The sequence below is a fragment of the Streptomyces europaeiscabiei genome, from assembly GCF_001550375.1.
Classification (GTDB): domain Bacteria; phylum Actinomycetota; class Actinomycetes; order Streptomycetales; family Streptomycetaceae; genus Streptomyces; species Streptomyces europaeiscabiei.
Map to the genome: position 1 here is coordinate 14332 of NZ_LRTR01000669.1, position 18361 is coordinate 32692.

General features: G+C 70.0%; 14 protein-coding genes, 1 tRNA gene and 2 pseudogenes. 5 read left to right on the forward strand and 12 right to left on the reverse strand.

Annotation, left to right across the window (positions count from 1 at the left end; genetic code table 11):
* Positions 1-112 precede the first annotated feature (112 nt).
* Positions 113-880: an SDR family NAD(P)-dependent oxidoreductase gene (locus AWZ10_RS32650; protein ID WP_046706147.1), complete on the reverse strand. Its 768-nt coding sequence runs from the start codon at positions 878-880 to the stop codon at positions 113-115.
* The gene (locus AWZ10_RS32655; RefSeq protein ID WP_046706148.1) at positions 877-2268 is read right to left on the reverse strand and encodes an L-fuconate dehydratase; all 1392 of its coding nucleotides are present in this window, start codon (positions 2266-2268) and stop codon (positions 877-879) included. Before AWZ10_RS32655 ends, AWZ10_RS32650 begins: the two co-directional genes overlap by 4 nt.
* Positions 2269-2466: 198 nt before the next feature.
* Between AWZ10_RS32655 and AWZ10_RS52550 the strand changes: the two genes are divergently transcribed.
* Together AWZ10_RS52550 and AWZ10_RS55280 are read left to right on the forward strand one after the other, a co-directional pair.
* Positions 2467-2634: a hypothetical protein gene (locus AWZ10_RS52550; protein ID WP_167366010.1), complete on the forward strand. Its 168-nt coding sequence runs from the start codon at positions 2467-2469 to the stop codon at positions 2632-2634.
* Positions 2631-2892, forward strand: a pseudogene (locus tag AWZ10_RS55280) (type II toxin-antitoxin system VapC family toxin); the annotation flags it as partial. The gene AWZ10_RS52550 and the pseudogene AWZ10_RS55280, both read left to right, overlap by 4 nt.
* Positions 2893-2945: 53 nt before the next feature.
* Here AWZ10_RS55280 and AWZ10_RS32660 read toward each other — a convergent pair.
* The 4 genes from AWZ10_RS32660 to AWZ10_RS32675 all read right to left on the reverse strand — a co-directional run bounded on the left by AWZ10_RS32660 (position 2946) and on the right by AWZ10_RS32675 (position 8315).
* Positions 2946-4244, reverse strand: a complete 1299-nt coding sequence (locus tag AWZ10_RS32660; protein WP_159058430.1) for a wax ester/triacylglycerol synthase domain-containing protein — start codon at positions 4242-4244, stop codon at positions 2946-2948.
* A 454-nt stretch (positions 4245-4698) separates the two neighbouring features.
* Complete coding sequence (locus AWZ10_RS32665; RefSeq protein ID WP_063809812.1) at positions 4699-5724, reverse strand: 3-oxoacyl-ACP synthase III family protein; 1026 nt, start codon at positions 5722-5724, stop codon at positions 4699-4701.
* Between the two features lie 64 nt (positions 5725-5788).
* Positions 5789-6760, reverse strand: a complete 972-nt coding sequence (locus tag AWZ10_RS32670) for an SDR family oxidoreductase (RefSeq protein ID WP_063809813.1) — start codon at positions 6758-6760, stop codon at positions 5789-5791.
* Positions 6761-6890: 130 nt separating this feature from the next.
* Positions 6891-8315 (reverse strand): cytochrome P450, encoded by a 1425-nt coding sequence (locus tag AWZ10_RS32675; RefSeq protein WP_234360821.1) that lies wholly within the window; start codon positions 8313-8315, stop codon positions 6891-6893.
* A 568-nt stretch (positions 8316-8883) separates the two neighbouring features.
* Between AWZ10_RS32675 and AWZ10_RS32680 the strand changes: the two genes are divergently transcribed.
* Together AWZ10_RS32680 and AWZ10_RS32685 are read left to right on the forward strand one after the other, a co-directional pair.
* Complete coding sequence (locus tag AWZ10_RS32680; RefSeq protein WP_244172618.1) at positions 8884-10191, forward strand: wax ester/triacylglycerol synthase domain-containing protein; 1308 nt, start codon at positions 8884-8886, stop codon at positions 10189-10191.
* A 23-nt stretch (positions 10192-10214) separates the two neighbouring features.
* Positions 10215-10898: an SDR family NAD(P)-dependent oxidoreductase gene (locus AWZ10_RS32685; RefSeq protein ID WP_060892786.1), complete on the forward strand. Its 684-nt coding sequence runs from the start codon at positions 10215-10217 to the stop codon at positions 10896-10898.
* On the opposite strand, the gene AWZ10_RS32690 is transcribed toward AWZ10_RS32685, so the two are convergent.
* A complete protein-coding gene (locus tag AWZ10_RS32690) occupies positions 10827-12038 on the reverse strand; it encodes a beta-ketoacyl-[acyl-carrier-protein] synthase family protein (RefSeq protein WP_046704357.1) in 1212 nt (403 codons plus the stop codon). The two genes, AWZ10_RS32685 and AWZ10_RS32690, sit on opposite strands and share 72 nt — an antisense overlap.
* An 8-nt stretch (positions 12039-12046) precedes the next feature.
* Positions 12047-12265, reverse strand: a complete 219-nt coding sequence (locus AWZ10_RS32695) for an acyl carrier protein (protein ID WP_046704337.1) — start codon at positions 12263-12265, stop codon at positions 12047-12049.
* A 177-nt stretch (positions 12266-12442) separates the two neighbouring features.
* Between AWZ10_RS32695 and AWZ10_RS32700 the strand changes: the two genes are divergently transcribed.
* Positions 12443-13744 (forward strand): aminotransferase class I/II-fold pyridoxal phosphate-dependent enzyme, encoded by a 1302-nt coding sequence (locus AWZ10_RS32700; RefSeq protein ID WP_060892787.1) that lies wholly within the window; start codon positions 12443-12445, stop codon positions 13742-13744.
* 529 nt (positions 13745-14273) lie between these two features.
* Here the strand turns inward: AWZ10_RS32700 and AWZ10_RS32705 are convergent.
* The 4 genes and pseudogenes from AWZ10_RS32705 to AWZ10_RS48490 form a co-directional block, all read right to left on the reverse strand.
* Positions 14274-14347, reverse strand: a tRNA-Thr gene (locus AWZ10_RS32705).
* Positions 14348-14469: 122 nt separating this feature from the next.
* Positions 14470-16056 (reverse strand): alpha/beta hydrolase, encoded by a 1587-nt coding sequence (locus tag AWZ10_RS32710; RefSeq protein WP_060892788.1) that lies wholly within the window; start codon positions 16054-16056, stop codon positions 14470-14472.
* A 125-nt stretch (positions 16057-16181) separates the two neighbouring features.
* Complete coding sequence (locus AWZ10_RS32715; RefSeq protein ID WP_046707523.1) at positions 16182-17387, reverse strand: DNA polymerase III subunit delta'; 1206 nt, start codon at positions 17385-17387, stop codon at positions 16182-16184.
* 328 nt (positions 17388-17715) lie between these two features.
* A pseudogene (locus AWZ10_RS48490) lies at positions 17716-18361 on the reverse strand (dTMP kinase); the annotation flags it as partial.

Sequence of the window (18361 nt, forward strand, 5' to 3'; positions counted from 1 at the left end):
TCGGTGGTCGGTCAGCGGTCGGTCGGTCGTTGGTCATCGGTCGGTGGTCATCGGTCGGTGGTCGGTGGTCGGTCACGTCAGGTCAGGTCAGGTCAGGTCAGGTCAGGTCAGGTCAGTGGAAGGTGTCCGGACGTGTGCGGATGCCCTGGATCCCTCCGTCCACGACGAGTGCCGTCCCGGTGGTGGCACCGGCCAGCGGCCCGGCGAGATACGCGATGGCGTCCGCGACCTCCTGGGCGGTGACCAGCCGGCCGGTGGGCTGGCGGGCGATGAGAGCGGCGCGTTCGGCCTCCGGGTCGTCGGAGTGTTCGAGCAGCCGACGCACCCAGGGGGTGTCCACGGTGCCCGGGTTGACGCAGTTGACCCGGATGCCCTCGCCGATGTGGTCGGCGGCCATCGCCAGGGTCAGCGCGAGCACCGCGCCCTTGCTGGCCGCGTACAGCGCCCGCTGCGGCAGCCCGGCCAGCGCCGCGACCGAGCAGGTGTTGACGATGGCCGCGCTGGGAGACCGGCGCAGATACGGCAGCGCCGCCCGGCTGGTGCGGACGATGCCGAGCACATTGATGTCCAGCACGTGGTGCCATTCGTCGTCCGCGTTGTCCTCGACGGTGCCCTGGGCGCCGATGCCGGCGTTGTTGACCACCACATCCAGGCCTCCGAACAGCTCCGCCACCCGGCTCACGGCATCGGCCACCGATGCGGCGTCCCCGACATCGGCCTGTACCGGGTGCAGCCACGCCGGCACGGCCCCGGGAACCCGGTCGAGCACCGCCACCCGGCACCCCCTCGCGGCCAGGGTCTCGGCGGTGGCCAGCCCGATCCCGGACGCCCCGCCGGTGACGACCGCGGCCAACCCCTGGAATTCCTCCCCGGTGTTCATGCCGAGGGCCCTTCAGCCGGCGGTCCTTCAGCCGGGGGCTCGTCGTACGGTCCAGCAGAGGACTCGTCGTACGGGGCCTGCCAGGCGGCGCCACCGGGGAACGCGTACGCGGCGAGCGACTCGGGCCGCATCGCCGAGCTGAAGCCGGGGGCGGTCGGGGCCGCGTACCGCCCCCGGACGATCACGACCGGGTCGAGGAAGTGCTCGTGCAGATGATCCACGTACTCGATGACCCGGTCCTGGAGGGTGCCGGAGACCGCCAGATAGTCGAACATCGCCAGATGCTGCACGAGTTCGCACAGACCCACCCCGCCGGCGTGCGGGCACACCGGGATCCCGAACTTGGCCGCGAGCAGGAGGATCGCCAGGTTCTCGTTGACTCCCCCGACCCGGCAGGCGTCCAACTGCAGAAAGTCGAGCGCGTCCGCCTGGAGCAGTTGCTTGAACATCACCCGGTTGTGCACGTGTTCGCCCGCCGCCACCCGCACCGGCGCCACCTCCCGGCGGATCGCCGCGAGCCCGAGAATGTCGTCCGGACTGGTCGGCTCCTCGATCCAGTACGGGTCGAACTCCGCCAGCCGCCGGACCCACCCGACCGCCTCGGCGACCCCCCAGCGCTGATTGGCGTCCAGCGCCATCCGCACCCCGGGGCCGATCACCTCCCGCGCGGTACGGCACCGCCGCTCATCGTCCTCCGGATCGGCGCCGACCTTGAGTTTGATCTGCGTGAACCCACTGTCCACGGCCTCCCGGGCCAGCCCGGCGACCTTGCTGTCCGGATAGCCGAGCCAGCCGGGAGACGTGGCATACGCCGGATACCCCTCGGCGAGCAGTCGCGCTTCCCTCTCCCCCATCCCGTCCCGCGCCCGCCGCAGAATCCCCAGCGCCTCATCGGGGGTCAGCGCGTCCTCCACGTAGCGGAAGTCGATCAACGCGACCACCTGCTCGGGCGCGAGGTCGGCCAGCAGCTTCCACAGCGGCTTCCCCTCCCGCTTCGCGTACAGGTCCCACACGGCGTTCACCACGGCCCCGATGGCCATGTGGACCACGCCCTTCTCCGGCCCCAGCCATCGCAGCTGGCTGTCACCGACGAGCGAGCGGCAGAACCCGCCGAGGTCGGACAGGACCTCTCCCAGCCGCAGCCCCACCACATGCGGGCGCAAGGCGTTGATCGCCGCCACCTCGACCTCATTGCCCCGGCCGATGGTGAAGCAGAACCCATGCCCCTCCAGCCCGTCCCCGGCATCGGTGCGGATGATCACATAGGACGCCGAATAGTCCGGATCGGGATTCATCGCGTCCGACCCTTCGAGCCGACGAGACGTGGGAAACCGGATGTCGTAGGCGTCCAGCGCCGTGATCCGCCCCCGCGTCGGGTGGGGCCTCATGTCAGGCGGCTCATCGACGTCATCGGAAGGACTCCAGAGAATCAGGTCTGACGGCAAGCTTGGACACCCAAATGACTGTATATCGCCCAAAAGCCCAGGCCGCGCTCTCGCACGCCTGTGTCTCCGAGGGCTTGGTACGGCAACGGCAAGCCGCAGCGCCGCAGAACCACCCAGCAACAAGAGTTCTGGATACGCGGCATGTCCGCCTACGTCGAAGCCCTCATCCGGCGCCAACTGGAGCCCGACCGGCTGCGTGAACTCATCGAGGACGCCGAAGCCGAGCACGGTTCGGTCGACCAGGCTGCGGTCGATGCCAAGCGAGCGCTCCTGCGCGGCGACGCGGCCGGCTCGGCGGACGCCTCGTGAGCGGCACCCTCGTCCTGGACTGCGAAGGTCTGTCCACACTCGTACGCCGCACACCCGAACTCACCGAATGGCTCGCCGCCGCCGAAGCCGAGGACATCCGCGTCATCACCAGCTCCGTCACCCTCGCCGAAGCCCGCGACCCCAGAACCAACCAGGCCCGCTTCGACTACGCCGTCTCCCGCGTCGACATTTGTCCCGCCCACCGAAGCCATCGCCCGCCACACCGGCAAACTCCTCGCCGCAGCCGGCCTGCACGGCGACGCGGGGCGGTCCCCCGGCCGCGTGCCCACGAGCCGGCCCCTGGTCGGACGTCATGCCGACGTCGTCGGTACCTGCACGGACTTGCGGGAACCGGCGGCGGCTTGGTGCCACATATGTTCCACGGCGCTCGCCCACAGGGCGGCGAGGTCTCCGGCGTCGTCCAGGGCGCAGTCGGCGGTGACGCTGGCGACGACTGTGCCGCCGTACGCAAGGAACGCCACGCCGAGGGCGTGCTCCCCATGGAGGAATTGTGTGACCACCACGGTTTCAATGGGGTCGGCTCCCATCGCCAGCCGTTCCGGAAGGCGTACCAGACCGATTGTGTCCAGGCCGTTTCGGGCCTGCGTGCTCTGCCGGAGGAAACGGTAGACAAGCCGTTCCGGAAGACGCAGCTGAGCCCTGAGCACCCGCCGCGTTTCCTCGGTCTTGGCCGGAGCCGTTGCCCGGGAGATAGCGGCCACACGGGCAGGGATGGAGTCTTCCCAGAACGACAACGGGATGCGGCAGGCAGAGAGTCTGTTGCCCACCATGAACCGTTCTTCCGGTTCGCGCAGGCTGACGGGCAGACAGACGTGCAGGTCACGCCCGTGCTGGCCAGACGCGATCCAATTCTCGGGCAGCCACTGGCGCATGGCCTGTGCGAGAGCGGCCAGACAGATGTCGTTGGAGGTGGCTCCCATCGCCTGCCCGGTTTCACGCAGCCACGCCATGGGCACGGCAGCCGACCGGACCCGGGCCCTGCCTGTCAGGGGGCGTTGTGGCGACCAGGACAGCGTGGGGCGCAGAGCCTCTACCTGATCCTTCAGGTTCTGGGCGATGGCACGCGCCGGGATGCGCTGCCACCAGGGCTGCGTGGCGGCCGGCGCGCCGACGGGAGCAAGTGGGGCGACGGATGTCTGCGTTCCGAACAGTGTTGTCAGCGTGTCCATCATCGCCTGGCCGTCCTGGCCGGCGTGGTGGGAGCGGTAGAACAGGACGTACTCACGGTCTGAGTAGCCGTGAATGAGCCAGATTCCCCAGCGCGGTGACTGCTCGGGCATGGGAAGGCAGAGCAGATCGTCGACCGCTTCCTCAACGGTGGCGCCTTCGGCAAGGCGGACTTCATGCACATGATCGTGCGGGCGGAAGTGGGGGTCGACCTCCCACACCGTGCGGCGGCCTCGCTTGCTGACCCGCCAAGCAAGCGCCGGCATGCGTCCGACACGGTCGGCGACCTGCTCCCTCACCCGGTCCACGGCTGGAGGCGGACCCGCCGCGCGCATGATCAATCCGCTGTAGGGGCGGAAGGAGGGCTGCTCTTGCTCATATCGGAGAAAACAGCCGTCAACCACATTCGGGCGCTGAATCATTCGGTGGCCACCAAAGAGGCAGGGCGAGGGCGCGGGCACCTCGCGTTGGTGTGTGTCTCCCCGTTCGTGCTGGACTAACTGGCGCCAAAGTGAGAGGTCACGTCCAGCGGGTGACATCCCGGTGCCCGGCCTGCGGCGGTGCCGGACGGCCCACGGGGCGGCTCCTTTGTACGTGTGAGGTGCGACGGGAGGGCAACCTCGCCGTCGACCCTCCCGGGCTGGACACGCCGCTCGGGTGTCGTACCGGGGCAGCCCCCGCGGGCTCAAGGCGTGACCCCCGAGGACCAATCTGGAGGGCCTGGCAGCGCGCCCGGTGGGCCGCCCCGGTAAGGGTGAGTGCGGGACACGGGCCGCTGCCCAACGCTCGCACCCCGCAGAGGGCTTGAGGGAACAGCCCCTGGGGAACCATGTGGCGAGGCATTGAGCCGAGGCCGACAAGCGGCTCTGTGGTCGCTCACTTCGGCAGGAGAGGGAAGTCTTCCGTTGCGCACCACCGGATGACGGTTCCACCCATGCTGAGGCCTGAGCCGAAGGCCACCGCGAGGATGAGGCTTCCCGGTTGGATCCGTCCCTGTTTCAGGGCTTCGCAGAGCGCGAGAGGAACGCTGGCTCCCGAGGTGTTGCCCATGTAGCCGGCGGTGACCACCGTCTTGTCGGCGGAGACTCCGACGCGTTGGAGGATCTTCGGGATCAAACGGGCGTTGGCTTGGTGGAGCACGATGAGGTCCGCTGCGTCGACGCTGATCCCCTCCGCGGCGGCAACCTCCTGGATGAAGTGCGGAATGGTGTCGAGTGCGAAATCGCGCACCTCCGCACCGTTCATGACCAGGGCGTTGTCTCCGCTGAACAGGTTGGCATGCGGGTCCTGACTGGGCCTGCGCCGCACGTGCGCGGTGTAGTACCAGTCAGGCATTGTCCTCAGGAGAGTGACGCCGATTCCCCGTCCGGCCTCGCAGGGCTGCAGGAGGTAGCAGGCCGCGCCGTCTCCGAAGATCGCTCGCGTGGTGCGGTCGTCGGTGGCGCAGATCCTGCTCATGACGTCGGTGAGGACCACGGCGACACACCGGTACTGCCCTGACGCGACATAACGGGCTCCGACGTCCAGGGCGAACACCCCGCCCGCGCAGGCACCGCTGTTGACGTCGAAACAGGGGACGCCGTTGAGACCGGCTTTGTGGGCGATGGCGGCGGCGGTGGCCGGGAGCATGTGATCGGGGGTGACCGTGCCGCAAATCAGAAGATCCACGTCACGCAGGGGAACGCCCGCGTTGTCCAGCGCTTCCTGCAGGGCGGCCAGGCCCAGGTCGGAGGCCTGCTGGTCCGGTGCGGCAATGTGCCGCTGATAGATACCGAGGCGTTCTTCGACCCATGCGGCGGTGGTGTCGAGCATTCCTTCCAACTCCGCGTTGTCAAGAATCTCCTTCGGCAGGTAACCGCCGATGCTGCGGATGCCCACACTGGTGGGGAGGGGCGGGATCACGGTCTGCTCCTTCAATGTGTCGGCATGCGTGCGGCGTGGTCCGGCCGCGGGGCGCTGCCGTTGATCACCGGGTCGTCGAGCACCCTGATGGCAGGGGCAGCGAACGTGCCGGCTCCCTGTTCTTCGGTACCGGGTGTTCTGCGTTCTTCGATACCGGGTGTTCTGCGTTCTTCGGTACCGGGTGTTCTGCGTTCTTCGGTACCGGGTGTTCTGCGGTCCGCCGCCCGGCGCCGACGTCACGGGCGCGTGAAACGGCGCCGTCCAGCGGCGCTGCCGGGCGCCCGGGGAAGGGCGAAGCCACACTGAGGCCTCCGTCGGCGACCAGCACCTGCCCTGTGATGTACGCGGCTGCGGGTGACAGGAGAAAGGCCACCAGCTGGGCGATCTCGCCGGCCGTGCCCAGTCTCCCCAGCGGAATGCCGCGCACCAGGTCGCTCTGGTCGAGGCCGGCCGCGGCTGCGTACTTGTCCAGCGAGTCGGTGCTGACCAGTCCGCCCCGCACGGCGTTGACCGTCACCTGTCGGGGCGCCAGTTCGCAGGCCAGGTACCGGGCCCATGCTTCCAGTGACGCTTTCTCCGCCCCCATCAGGGCGTAGTGGGGCAGAGCCTGGGTACTGCCCACTGAGGTCAGGACGACGATCGCTCCACTGCCGGTCATCAGACGCGCGGCCTCCTGGGAGGCCCGCACGAACGCGTGCGTGTTCATCTCGTGGCTGAGCCGCAGGTGGTGTGAGGCCACCTCCGCCGCCGGGCGGAAGGAGGTGCCTGCGGCGTTGGAGACGAAATGGTCCAGGCGGCCGTAGGACTCGGCGGCCGCGAAGAGTCGTTGGACACCCGCCTCGGTGCTGACGTCGGCCTGCACGGCGACGGCGTGCCCTCCGAGGTCGGTGATCCGGCCCACCGTCTCTTCGGCGGCGGCTGTCTCGCGGCGGTAGTTGACGACGATGGTCCGCCCGGCCTGGCCGAGCTGCAGTGCCACGGCCCGGCCGATGCCCCGGGAAGCTCCGGTGATCACGGAGACGGTGTTGTTGCCCATCAGGCGCCGTACCGGGTGACGACGGGGCCGGTCGGCGGGCTCCCGTAGGCGTCGGGGGGCGCGTCGCCTGCTGTGGTCGTGGGATGCGTCATGGTGCCCTTTCGAGTGGCTGTGCGGCGCGTGCCGGCTCTCAGCCGCGGCCGCCGGTGTCCCTGTGAGGGGTGGTCCGGCGCTGAAGCAGGCGCATGGAGAGCTGGTGGGGTGCGAGGACTGCCTGGCCTGCGGGGCGGACCTGCTGGCCGGGGGTCGGGCTGAGTTGCCAGTGGGCTGCGATGGTGGCGAGGGTCAGCGTCGCCTGGTTGTGGGCGAAGGTGTCGGCGATGCATTTGCGTGGCCCTCCTCCGAACGGCACCCACGTGCCGGGCGGGGGCTTGCCGATGTCTCGCCAGCGATCGGGGTCGAAACGGTCGGGCTCGGGATACACGTCCGCACGCCGGTGGAGTTGATAGGGGCTGTAGATGACCGTCGTCCCGGCCCGCAGGAGGTGACCCCCCAGCACGGTGTCGGTGGTGGTGGTGCGGGTCATCAGCGAGTCCGGCGGATACAGACGCAGCGTTTCGGTGACGACCCGGCCGGTCAGCCCGAGCGAGTCGAGATCGGTCGGTCGGGCAGCACGGCCGGCGAGGACGGTGTCGGCCTCGGCGTGCAAGCGCCTCTGAACGTCGGGGTGAGAACCGATCAGATGCCAGGCCCACGCCAATACGTTGGCGGTGCTCTCCACCCCCGCGAGAAGGAAGGAGATGACCTGGTCGTGGACTTCGGTGTCGCTCAGGAACGCCCCGTTGGCGTCCGGGGCGGTCAGCACGGACATCAGGTTGTCGCGATCCCCCGCTGTCGAGCGGTGGTCTCGGATCAACGTGTCGGTGATCTCGCGCAGTTCTCGTCGGGCTCGTTCGTAGCGGCGGTTGGCCGGAGTGGGAAGTCGGTGCAGCACAGGGACGGGCCACACCAGGCGCCGGGTGACTCCGGTGGTCAGGGCGTCGATGTGTGCCTGCAGGGCCGGAAGGCGGGAGCTGTCGGTGCCGGCGTCGAACAGACACCGGACCGTGACAGCGGTGGTGAGCCGGTGCATCGCGGCGGGCACGTCGATCGACTGTCCGTGACGCCATGGCGAGGTGAGCGCGGCGATCTCCTCGCTCATGAGGAGGGCATAGCCCGGCATCCGGTCACGGTGGAAGACGGGCTGGATCCTCCGGCGCTGTCGGCGATGGGCTGCGGCAGGGCATGTACCCAGGCCGTTCCCGCCGATGTCGCGGAGCTTGTCATAGATCGGGCCGCCCTTGTCGAAGGTGCGGTCCGCGACCAGGAGCTGGTGGACCAGAGCGGGATGGCACACCGCGTACGCCGTGTGCGAGCCCAATTTGATGCGTACGAGATCGCCGTGGGCGGAGAGAGACGCCAGGAAGTCGAGCGGCTTGCGGGCGAACTGCGGGGCGTGTCCGAGCAGGGGCAGCGCGCCCGGGCGGACCGTCTTGGTGTACGAGGGTGCCGCGGCCGTCGTCGTTTCCTGTGTGATGGCGAGTTGCGTGGGCTCGCGGCCGGTATCGCTTCGCATACGGTCCTTCGGCTCGTACACGGCCGTGACGGGCTCGTGTGCTCGGTCGGCTGGTGTCCGTGCGCCGGTGTTGTCCTGGTTACGGGCCCGGGGCGGGGTGGGGCGGGGTGGGGATCAGGGGACGTCGGCAGGGCATGGGGGAGGTCGTACGCGCCTGATCAACGTGGTGGCGTCGTGCGTGTCACGCCTGTTCGGTTTCCTTCACACGCAGGAAGTAGAGGGTCCGGGGCGCTGGACGTGGCCAGGCGGCGATGCGGACGGGAGCCGGTGGGCGGGACGTGACCGTTCCCCCGGGCGGACCGTTGACGTTGTGCCGTCCTGGTGGACGTCCTGGCTTCGCGAGGGCTCCCTCGTACGCCCCCGCCCTGCCGTTGGTGAGCCTTGATGATGCGACGCCCGAACGCGGTGACCGGCTGCGAGTGCGTTGTTCAACTGGCCCTCATCGGCCTGCCGAGGCCTGCCGAGGCCTGCCGAGGCCTGCCGAGGCCTGACCATCCGCAGGCCGACGAGGCCTGTGGCTTTGACGAAGGATGCCGGTTGTATGAAGATGCGCGGGCCCGATGCGATCATGGCGTTGCTCCAGGAGAGTTGCCGCCTTCCGGTCACCGCCGCGGCGGTGGCCGTCTTTCCCGGCCCGGCGCCGACACGTGAGCAGATGCATCATCGGGTAGGCCACCGCCTCGCACCGGTGCGGAGGCTTCGTCTTCGTCCGGACACCGATGGCGCGGGACTGCTGCGGCGCCCCTACTCCTGGCATGTGGCGGAGAAGCTGGACGTCTCCCGTCATGTGACGCACGATCGCCTCTGCCGTGGTCAGCGCCTGGAGGACGCGATGGCCGACCTGGTCCGCCGCAGCATGCCGGATGCCGCGGGCGGCCCCCTGTGGGAGTTGCGCGTTGTGCAGGACGCCGCACCGGGGCACTTCGCTTTGGTGCTGCGCGCCCATCACGCTCTGCTGGACGGTGCCTCGCTGTTCACGGTGCTGCGTCTGCTGGGCGACGACCAGCCCGGCACGGCACTGCCCTCCCCTGACGGGCTCGAAGCTGAACCGACGGTCGCCGTCGGCGTGCGGACCGTGGTTCATGCGGTCGCGGGCATGCTGCGCCCCGCGGGACGCTACCCGTGCAACGAGCCGGTGGACGAAGGCCGGACCGTTGGGTGGCACGGCATCAGCGCCGACGTCATGGAAGCGGCCCGGAACGCGCTGCCGGAAGGCCGTACTTCGCCCAACAACGTGTTTCTGGCTGCTTTCACGGCGGCAGTGCGCGCCTGTCCGGACCTCCTGGGCCAAGGCCCGCGGCTCGACCGCGTGTACGCCGCGGTGCCGGTGGATCTGCGTGGTCCCCAGGCGCCGTACGCGCTGGGCAACTACGTATCGGCCGTGCGTGTGCGCATGCCGCTGGAGACGGCCGACCCACTGGCCCGACTGCGCGAAGTGGGGCACCAGATGCAGGAGAACAAGAGGCTGCGCAGAGCGGAGGGTATGACCTGGCTCGCTGACCACGTCGTCGGCCTGGGTGCCGCCGGAGCGCGAGTCTTCGTCCGCCGCCTGTTCGGCGGCCGTTCCCCGGCCACCTTCACCTGCACCTTCCCCCGGTGGGGCACCGATGCCCTGGTGCTGTACGGACGCACCGCCGAGTCCGTCATCGCCATGCCGAACCTTGCCGCACGCATGGGAATCATGGCGTTGCTCAGCCAGCACGCAGACCGCTTCCACCTGTGTCTGGCCGCAGATGACGCCCACCGCGCTTACACCCGCCCCCTTGCGGAAGCCTTCGTGGCCGAGATGCACGCGCTGGCCATGACGGGCAGCCAGAGCCCGGCCGCCCCTCACAGGGAACCGCGCGAAACGGAGCCGCCCGTCCCCGCTGGGTGACGGAAGCGGCGCACGGGGCAGACATGAGCTGGGTGACGGAAGCGGCGCACGGCGCAGACATCCTGGTCAACAACGCCGACGCCGGTCTCGGCAGGTCCTTCGAACGCACCACGTGGGCCCAGAAGCAGCACATGCCGGCGCTCAACGTCGTCGCACCCGCCAGACTCCTGCACGCCGCGCTGCCCTCGACGCTGCGGCGCGGCAGGGGGAGGATCCTGAACGTCTCCTCCGTGGCGGCCCTCGGCCCCGTCCGGCAGGGCACCACCTACGGTGCGTCGAAGGCCTTCAGCCTGGCCCTGACCGAGTCCCTGGCGCGCTCCCGGCGTCTGCGCAGATCACCGGTAGCCCTGACCGCGCCGGTGCTGGGCCACACGGTCTCCCGATTCCACGAGGTCGCCGGCATCGCGCCCTCACCCCGGCTGCTGACCCTGCCCTCCCCCTGCGTCGCGCAGCGGGCGGTGAGAGCCGTTCACCGGCGTCGCCCACCCATCGTCCATGTGCCCAGCCTGCGCCACACACTGCTGGCTGGACTCGTGCGGCATCTGCCGCGACCGCTGATCGCCCTGCCCGCCCTGGCCGACGACCTCACCTCCCACCCGTTCCCGGAAACCGGACCGGGCGCCCGTGCACCCCAGTCAGACGGGGGCGACGACGAGTACGGCGTTCTGTCCCCCGAAGCCGGTGGACACCGACAGCGCCAGCGGTAGCGGTTGTTCGCGGCACTTGGTGGGGATGTCGAGGAGCACGGCCGGGTCGAGTTCGTTGAGGTTGGCGGTCGGTGGGACGAGGCTCTGTCCGACCGACAGAACCGTCAGCGCTGCCTCCACCGCGCCGGCCGCACCCAGCAGATGCCCGGTCACGCCCTTGGTGGAGGTCACCGGAGGACGGTGCGGGAACAGCGAGGCCAGCACCGCTGCCTCCACCCGGTCGCCCATCGGCGTGCCGGTTCCGTGCGCGTTGACGTGCGAGACGTCTTCCGGCACAGCACCCGCCCGGGCGAGCGCCTGACGGATGGCCGCCGTGAGCCCGGCGCCGTCGGGACTGGGCTTCACCACGTGATGCGCGTCCGACGAAGCGCCGAAGCCCTTGATGCGTGCGAGCGGCCGTGCCCCGCGGGCCCGGGCGTCGACGGTGCGCTCCAGCACCAGCACTCCGGCGCCCTCGCCGATGACGAAGCCGTCCCGCTCGACGTCGAAGGGGCGCAGCGCTCCGGCAGGATCCTCGAACCGGTGCGAGAGCGCACCGATCCGGTCGTAGGCGGCGATGTTGAAGGCAGTGAGCGCGGCTTCCGCGCCACCGGCCAGGGCGATGTCGCAGTGACCGAGTGCCAGCAGGTCCAGTGCCGTGCCGATGGCGGTCGTCCCCGAGGCACATGCGCTGCTCACCGTGTGGCTGGGGCCCCTGGCCGTGAATTCGATGGCCAGTTGGGCCGACACGCTGTTACTCAGGGAGGACGGCACCGCGTACGGCGACATGTCCTGCACCCCCTTCTGCAGCAGCGTACGGTGCTGCGCCTCGAGCGTGCCCGATCCTCCGCTGCCCGATCCCATGACGACCGCGACGCGCGTGCCGTCCCAGCGCCCGGGGTCGAGCCCGGCCTCGTTCACCGCTTCCCGGGCGGCGAGCAATGCCAACTGGGTGCAGCGGTCCGGTTTGCGGGAGAGAGCTCTGCCCAGTCGTGCGGGGTCGATGTCGCCCACGGCACAGGACAGATGTGCGACCGGCATCCCCCGTCCCAGGGCTGCGGTCGCCCGCCCCTCACAGACGCGTTCCCATCCCGCCCGCCAACCGTCGCCTGCTGGTGTCACCATGCCAAGACCCGTCACGCAGACGTCCTGGCCGGTCATGCGGAAGGTCACCGTGCGGCGACCAGGGCAGCGACGTCCCCGATCGTGCCGGCGGCAGCGAGCTCGTCCTCCGTCACCTGCAGGCCCCGCTCACTGCGCAGGAGCAGGGCCAGTTCCACCACGGCGATGGAATCAAGTCCCGCATCCTCCCGGCTCGCATCCAGACGAATGTCCGAATCGGGAATCCCCATTGAGATCATAATATCTTTCAGCTCATCGAACGACATGCTTTTCTCCGGCGTGAAAAACTCAGAAAGGAGCCTCAAAGTACCACCGCCCACCGAAATGAAACTTCGCAGGTGAATTGGTGCGGCAGCAGCCCGGGGTGGCATTGTGGAGCGAATACGGGAACCTGCCGGACAGGCGCGGGCAGGGCCGCATCACCCGAACTGGAGATCGTACGCATGGACGTGTGGGAGAAGTGCCGAGCCTGGACAGCGTCTTATCTGCAGGAGACGGGCCGAGCCTGTTACTACCGGGCCATCAGCGACACGTTCAACGGCACGGAAGTGACCTTCGAGGGCCGGCGGGTGATCATGGCCGCGTCCCACGACTACCTGGGCCTCGCCGCCGACTCCAGGGTACGGGAGGCCGCCGTGGCGGCCGTGCGACGCTTCGGCACCTCGCTGGGCGGATCCCGCGCGGTCAGCGGATCGCTCAGCCTGCACGAAGAACTCGAAGAGCGGCTCGCCCGGTTCCTCGGGCAGGAAGCAGCGGCAGTGCTCCCGTCCGGTTACCAGGCGAATCTGATGCTTGCGCCATTGCTGGACAAAGGTGACTACGTCTTCAGTGACCTTTCCAATCATGCTTCGCTGGACGAAGTAATTCGTCTGGGTGACGCCGAGGAACGAAAGTTCCTGCACGGCAACATGAAACACCTGGAGGAACTTCTCACTTCGGCGGCCCAGGGGGCCGGGAAGACCATCCTCACCGATGGGATTTTCTCCGTCGACGGCGACATCTGCGCACTGCCCGCGCTGATGCGGCTGGCCGACGCGCACAGCGCGCACGTCGTCGTCGACAGCTCCCACGACCTCGGGGTACTCGGACCGAACGGCGCGGGCGCCGCCGAACACTACGGTCTGCGGCCCCTGCTCATCACCGGTGCCCTGTCCAAGAGTCTGGCGTCCGTGGGCGGGGTCATCGCCGGCCCCTCAGAGGTGATCCGCTACCTGCGCTTCCACGCCCGCACCTCACTGTTCACCGCGGCCGCCTCACCCGCGAACGTCGCCGCCGCACTGGCCGCGCTCGAGATCCTCCAGACCGAACCCGAACGCCGTCGACGGGTACTGGACCTCGCCGAGAGGCTCCACAACGGCCTGCGCGCCCTCGGCTACGACACCGGCGCCTCCACCACCCCCGTCGTGCCCGTCCTCGTCAGGGGAAGCGAGCGGTGCCTGCGCATGTGGCGCACGCTGTGCCAGGCCGGCGTGTTCACCGCACCGATGACCTACCCGGGCGTCCGAGCGGGCCGCGAAGTCATCCGGGTCACCCTGACAGCGGCACACACCGACGAACAACTGGCACGGCTGCTGGCCGCGTTCGAGGAAGCAGGACTGGCAGAAGGCGTCCTGCCGGGGAATGAGCGGTCCCGCCCATACATCCCTGTACAGATCACCCGCCCGCCAACGCTCCCACCCCCCTGCACACGGACGCCTGAGCAGAGGAACGCCACGGCTCCTCACACACCGGGCACCAGATGTTGATCGACCCGAACGGCCGCAGACCCCCGCCCGGGTCTCGGACGCAGACCTATCGACGCGGTAGTCCAGGTCACGACCTTCGGGGGACATGATCCCCCGCAGCTTTCCACCCGATACCTGGCAGTTGCCCGGCACGAACAGCAGCGACCTACCCGAGCTCGCTGCGGCCGCAAGCGCATCGCCGAGCCGGAGGCCGAGTTGGCCGGCCACTGACGGTCCGCCGAACTGCTGCGTGAGGTGACGTCCTCAGAAGGCGGTTCGTGGTCACGAAGACGACAACGGCCTCAGGGGTGTGCTGGGCGGCGGGATCCGGGGCACGCTGGATGGTCGGCGGAAAGGAAGGGGAGGCCCTGGCGAGAGAGGGGAAATCGTCGATGCCCGCCGCAGGACCCCTGCATCGGCGATGCGCACGAGTTCCGTGACGGACCCGTCCCAGTGCGCGAAGCGGAACGGGATGGGCTGGCCCCGGTCGTCGCATCCGCCAAAAGCAAAAGCCCCAGGTCACGGCGAGTGAGTCCTGAGGCTTCGGCAGAGCCGCCTTCGGGATTCGAACCCGAGACCTACGCATTACGAGTGCGTTGCTCTGGCCATCTGAGCTAAGGCGGCGCGCTGTCCACACCATGGTGCGGTCAGCAACGTCGGTAAGTCTACACAGTTTCCAGGGCGCTCCGAACCAGGGGCCGGAGCCCCGCGGGAGGGCCCGGACGGGCCGTCACCGCGGTCGGCGTTCAGGACGCTGAGCAGCGCTTTCCGTCCGTCGGGGGTGTGCCGCGGAGGAGGTACGCGTTGATCGCGGAGTCGACGCAGGCGCTGCCGCGGCCGTAGGCGGTGTGGCCATCGCCGTCGTAGGTGAGGAGGCGGGCGGAGGAGAGCTGGGAGGCGAGGGCCTGGGCCCAGCGGTAGGGGGTGGCGGGGTCGCGCGTGGTGCCGACGACGACGATCGGGGCGGCACCCTTCGCTTCGATACGGTGCGGTCCGCCCGTCGGCTTCACCGGCCAGTACGCACAGTTCAGGGACGCCCACGCGAGAGCCCGGCCGAACACCGGGGACGCCTTCTCGAACTGGGGGAGGGCTCGTTCGACCTCCTCGGGGGTGTTGTAGGCAGCCGGAAGGTCGAGGCAGTTCACGGCGGCATTGGCGTACATCAGGTTGGAGTAGGTGCCGTCGGGGCCTCGTTCGAAGTAGCTGTCCGAGAGGGCGAGCAGAGCGGCGCCGTCGTCCTTCCTGACCGCCTCGGTGAGCGCCTGACGCAGCCGGGGCCAGGCTCCCTCGTCGTACATCGCCGCGATCACACCCGTCGTGGCCAGGGACTCGCCCAGCCGCCGACCGCCGGCGTCACCGGTCCGGAGCGGCCGCGCGTCCAACCGCTCGAACAACGTGCGCAGATTCTCGGCTACCTGCGCGGGCGTGCTCCCCAGCACGCAGTCCTTCCGTCCCACGCAGTCCTTCGCGAAGGCCTGGAAGGCCGTCTCGAAACCCGCTGTCTGCTCCTGGTTGAGCCGATGGGCGGGCAGCGACGGGTCCAGCGCGCCGTCCAGCACCAGCCGGCCGACGCGCTCGGGGAACAGCCCCGCGTACGTCGCCCCGAGGAAGGTCCCGTACGAGGCGCCGACGTACGTCAGTTTCCCGTCGCCCAGCACGGCCCGCAGGATGTCCATGTCCCGGGCCGCCTCGACCGTGGAGACATGCCGCAGCAGCCGCGGCGCCCGCTGCCCGCACCCCTCCGCGAACCGCTTGTACGCGGCGACCAGGGCAGCCGTCTCCCCCGTGTCGTCCGGGGTGAGGTCCGTCTGCGTGTACGTGTCCATCTGGCGCCCGGTGAGACATTCGACCGGCTCGCTGCCGGCCACGCCCCGGGGGTCGACGGCCACCATGTCGTACCGCGCCCGCACCTCGGCCGGGTAGCCGATGCCCGCGTACCCCTGCACATACCCGACCGCCGACCCGCCGGGCCCGCCCGGATTGACCAGCAGCGAGCCGAGCCGCTCACCGGGACCCGTCGCCTTCTTCCGCGAGACGGCCAGCCTGATGTCACCCTCGCCGGGCTGCGCGTAGTCGAGGGGCGCCTTCATCGTGGCGCACTGGAAACCGGGGATCCCGCAGTCGCGCCAGCTCAGCTTCTGCTCGTAGTACGGGGCCAGTACCGACGGAGTCGCCCGGGGCAGCGCGCCGAGGGCGGGCTCCCCGTCCGCCGCCGTGGTCGCCGTGCTGGAAGCGCCGGAGGAGCAGCCCGCAGCCAGCAGCGCGACGGCAGCGAGCAACGCGCCGCCGATCCGCAGGGACCGGTTCGGCCGGGAAGTACGCCTGGTGTGCATCTCGCGAGCGTAACCAGAAGCACTCAATTGATCACGAACGGGAACGAATGCTCCTCGTACGAGTGACACAGTCAACCAACCGCCCCACGCACTCCCCCGGACGCTGGACGCCGACCCCCGTGACGTCACCCCGCCCGCAGAGCCATCGTCATCGCCTCCACGGCCAGCAGGGGCGCCACGTTCCTCTCCAGCGCCTCCCGGCAGGCCGCGATCGCATCGATCCGCCGCAGGGTCGACTCCGGCGTGCCACCCCGCGCCATCCGCTCCAGGCTGTCCCGCACCTCGACATTGGCGAGCGCGACCCGCGACCCCAGCTGCAGGACCAGAACATCCCGGTAGAACCCGGTGAGCTCGGTCAGGGCGAGATCCAGGCTGTCCCGCTGCGCCCGCGTACGCCGCCGCTTCTGCTTGTCCTCCAGGTCCTTCATCACCCCCGCCGTACCGCGCGGCATACGCCCGCCCTGCCCCGCGCCCATCGCCGTCTTCAGCTCCTCGGTCTCCTTGGTGTCGACCTCTTCGGCCAGTTGCTTCGACTCCTCCGAAGCGGCGTCGACCAACTCCTGCGCGGCCTTGAGACACCCCCCGATGTCCTCGACCCGCAACGGCAGCTTCAGTACGGCGGCCCGCCGCTCCCGAGCCCGCGGATCGGTGACCAGCCGCCGGGCCCGCTCGATGTGCCCCTGCGTGGCCCGGGCAGCCACCGCGGCCGCCTGCGGCTCGATGCCCTCCCGCCGTACGAGCATGTCCGCGACCGCGTCCACCGACGGTGTGAGCAGCCCGACGTGCCGGCACCGCGACCGAATGGTCGGCAGCACGTCCTCCAGCGAGGGCGCGCACAGCATCCACACCGTCCGCGGGGCGGGCTCCTCCACGGCCTTCAGCACCGCGTTCGCCGACTTCTCGTTCAGCCGCTCGGCGTCCTCGACGAGGATCACCTGCCACCGCCCGTTCGCCGGCGACGTGAACGACTTGCGCACCGTGTCCCGCATGTCGTCGGCCAGGATCTGCGTGCCCACCGCCGCCACGGTGCTGACATCCGCGTGCGTCCCCACGAGCGCCGTATGGCACCCGTCACAGAACCCGCACCCCGGGCTTCCGCCGAGCGCCCGGTCCGGACTCACGCACTGCAGGGCCGCCGCGAACGCACGGGCCGCCGTAGTCCGCCCCGAACCCGGCGGCCCCGTGAACAACCACGCGTGCGTCATCTTCGACGCCTCCGGAGGCGCGGTCCCCGTCTTGGCCGCCGTGACGAGCGCGTCCGCATCCCGGGCTGCCGCGTCGAGCTGCCCGCTCAGCCGCTCCTGCCCCACCAGGTCGTCCCACACGGCCATGACCCACCACCCTCCGTCCCACAAGACCTCTCCGCGCCCCATTGTGCGCGACCCCACCGACAACCGGCGCCGACGGGCAGCCGGGTAGGGGGCGGGTGCGTCGGCGTACGCGGGCCTCCGCCACGACGCACGACCGGCACGGCCCCCGCACACACGGAAGGGGCCGTGCCGGTGCGTCAACCCCGTCGCACACAGCGGCCCGGAGAAGTCACCCGGATCCAATCCGAGCGCCTCCGCGCCTCCGCGCCAAGCGACAGGCCGACGCACCGGCACGGCCCCGACCCACAGGCAACCGCACGCGAACCGGCAGCGCGCGAACCGGCTCAGCTCACCGGCGTCGCCGCCGCCAGCCCCGCCCGTCGTCGGGGTCGTCGTCGCCGAGCGGCCCCAGCAGTTCGTCCGCCAGCGTGGGCAGGTCGTCCAGCGGCGTCTCCTCGGCCCAGTCCGACCGGGGCCGCCGTCGCGGCGTACCCTCCTCGTCGACCTGCGGGAGCTCCCGCGTGCGGCCCTCCGCCCCGTCGGGCCCTGGCCGCTCGTCCCGGAAATAACCCGGCGGCACCCGATCGTCCCGCACCGGCGGCAGCACAGCCGTCTCGTCGGCCGCACCCGAAGGCACCTGCGGCAGCACCGCGGTCTCATCCTCCGCGACCGCCCCCGCAGAGGGCACCGGCGGCTTGGGCAACTTCGCCGTCGTCTCGGAGTCCGCCCCACCATGCGAACGCGTAGAACCCGCAGAACCCGCAGAACCCATAGACCCCGACGAACCAGCCCCACCAGGCCCATCGCCCCGCACCGGAGGCAACACGGCCGTCTCGTCCGCAGGCCCACCCGACGCGTTCGTCGGCGTCACGAACGGCGTGGCCACAGTGACCGCGTCGTCCCCCCGCGAAGCGGCAGAGCGCTCGCGCCCAGCCCCCCGCTCAGCCTCCGCACTCCGCCCGGCCTCAGCCCGAGCATCCCGCTCAGCCGCCGCG

Excerpts from the sequence above, each read along its gene's own strand:
- AWZ10_RS32650 (WP_046706147.1), bottom strand. The coding sequence starts at position 880 with ATGAACACCGGGGAGGAATTCCAGGGGTTGGCCGCGGTCGTCACCGGC.
- AWZ10_RS32655 (WP_046706148.1), bottom strand. The coding sequence starts at position 2,268 with ATGAGGCCCCACCCGACGCGGGGGCGGATCACGGCGCTGGACGCCTAC.
- AWZ10_RS52550 (WP_167366010.1), top strand. The coding sequence starts at position 2,467 with ATGTCCGCCTACGTCGAAGCCCTCATCCGGCGCCAACTGGAGCCCGAC.
- AWZ10_RS32660 (WP_159058430.1), bottom strand. The coding sequence starts at position 4,244 with ATGATTCAGCGCCCGAATGTGGTTGACGGCTGTTTTCTCCGATATGAG.
- AWZ10_RS32670 (WP_063809813.1), bottom strand. The coding sequence starts at position 6,760 with ATGGGCAACAACACCGTCTCCGTGATCACCGGAGCTTCCCGGGGCATC.
- AWZ10_RS32675 (WP_234360821.1), bottom strand. The coding sequence starts at position 8,315 with ATGCGAAGCGATACCGGCCGCGAGCCCACGCAACTCGCCATCACACAG.
- AWZ10_RS32680 (WP_244172618.1), top strand. The coding sequence starts at position 8,884 with ATGGCGTTGCTCCAGGAGAGTTGCCGCCTTCCGGTCACCGCCGCGGCG.
- AWZ10_RS32685 (WP_060892786.1), top strand. The coding sequence starts at position 10,215 with ATGAGCTGGGTGACGGAAGCGGCGCACGGCGCAGACATCCTGGTCAAC.
- AWZ10_RS32690 (WP_046704357.1), bottom strand. The coding sequence starts at position 12,038 with ATGACCGGCCAGGACGTCTGCGTGACGGGTCTTGGCATGGTGACACCA.
- AWZ10_RS32695 (WP_046704337.1), bottom strand. The coding sequence starts at position 12,265 with ATGTCGTTCGATGAGCTGAAAGATATTATGATCTCAATGGGGATTCCC.
- AWZ10_RS32700 (WP_060892787.1), top strand. The coding sequence starts at position 12,443 with ATGGACGTGTGGGAGAAGTGCCGAGCCTGGACAGCGTCTTATCTGCAG.
- AWZ10_RS32710 (WP_060892788.1), bottom strand. The coding sequence starts at position 16,056 with ATGCACACCAGGCGTACTTCCCGGCCGAACCGGTCCCTGCGGATCGGC.
- AWZ10_RS32715 (WP_046707523.1), bottom strand. The coding sequence starts at position 17,387 with ATGGCCGTGTGGGACGACCTGGTGGGGCAGGAGCGGCTGAGCGGGCAG.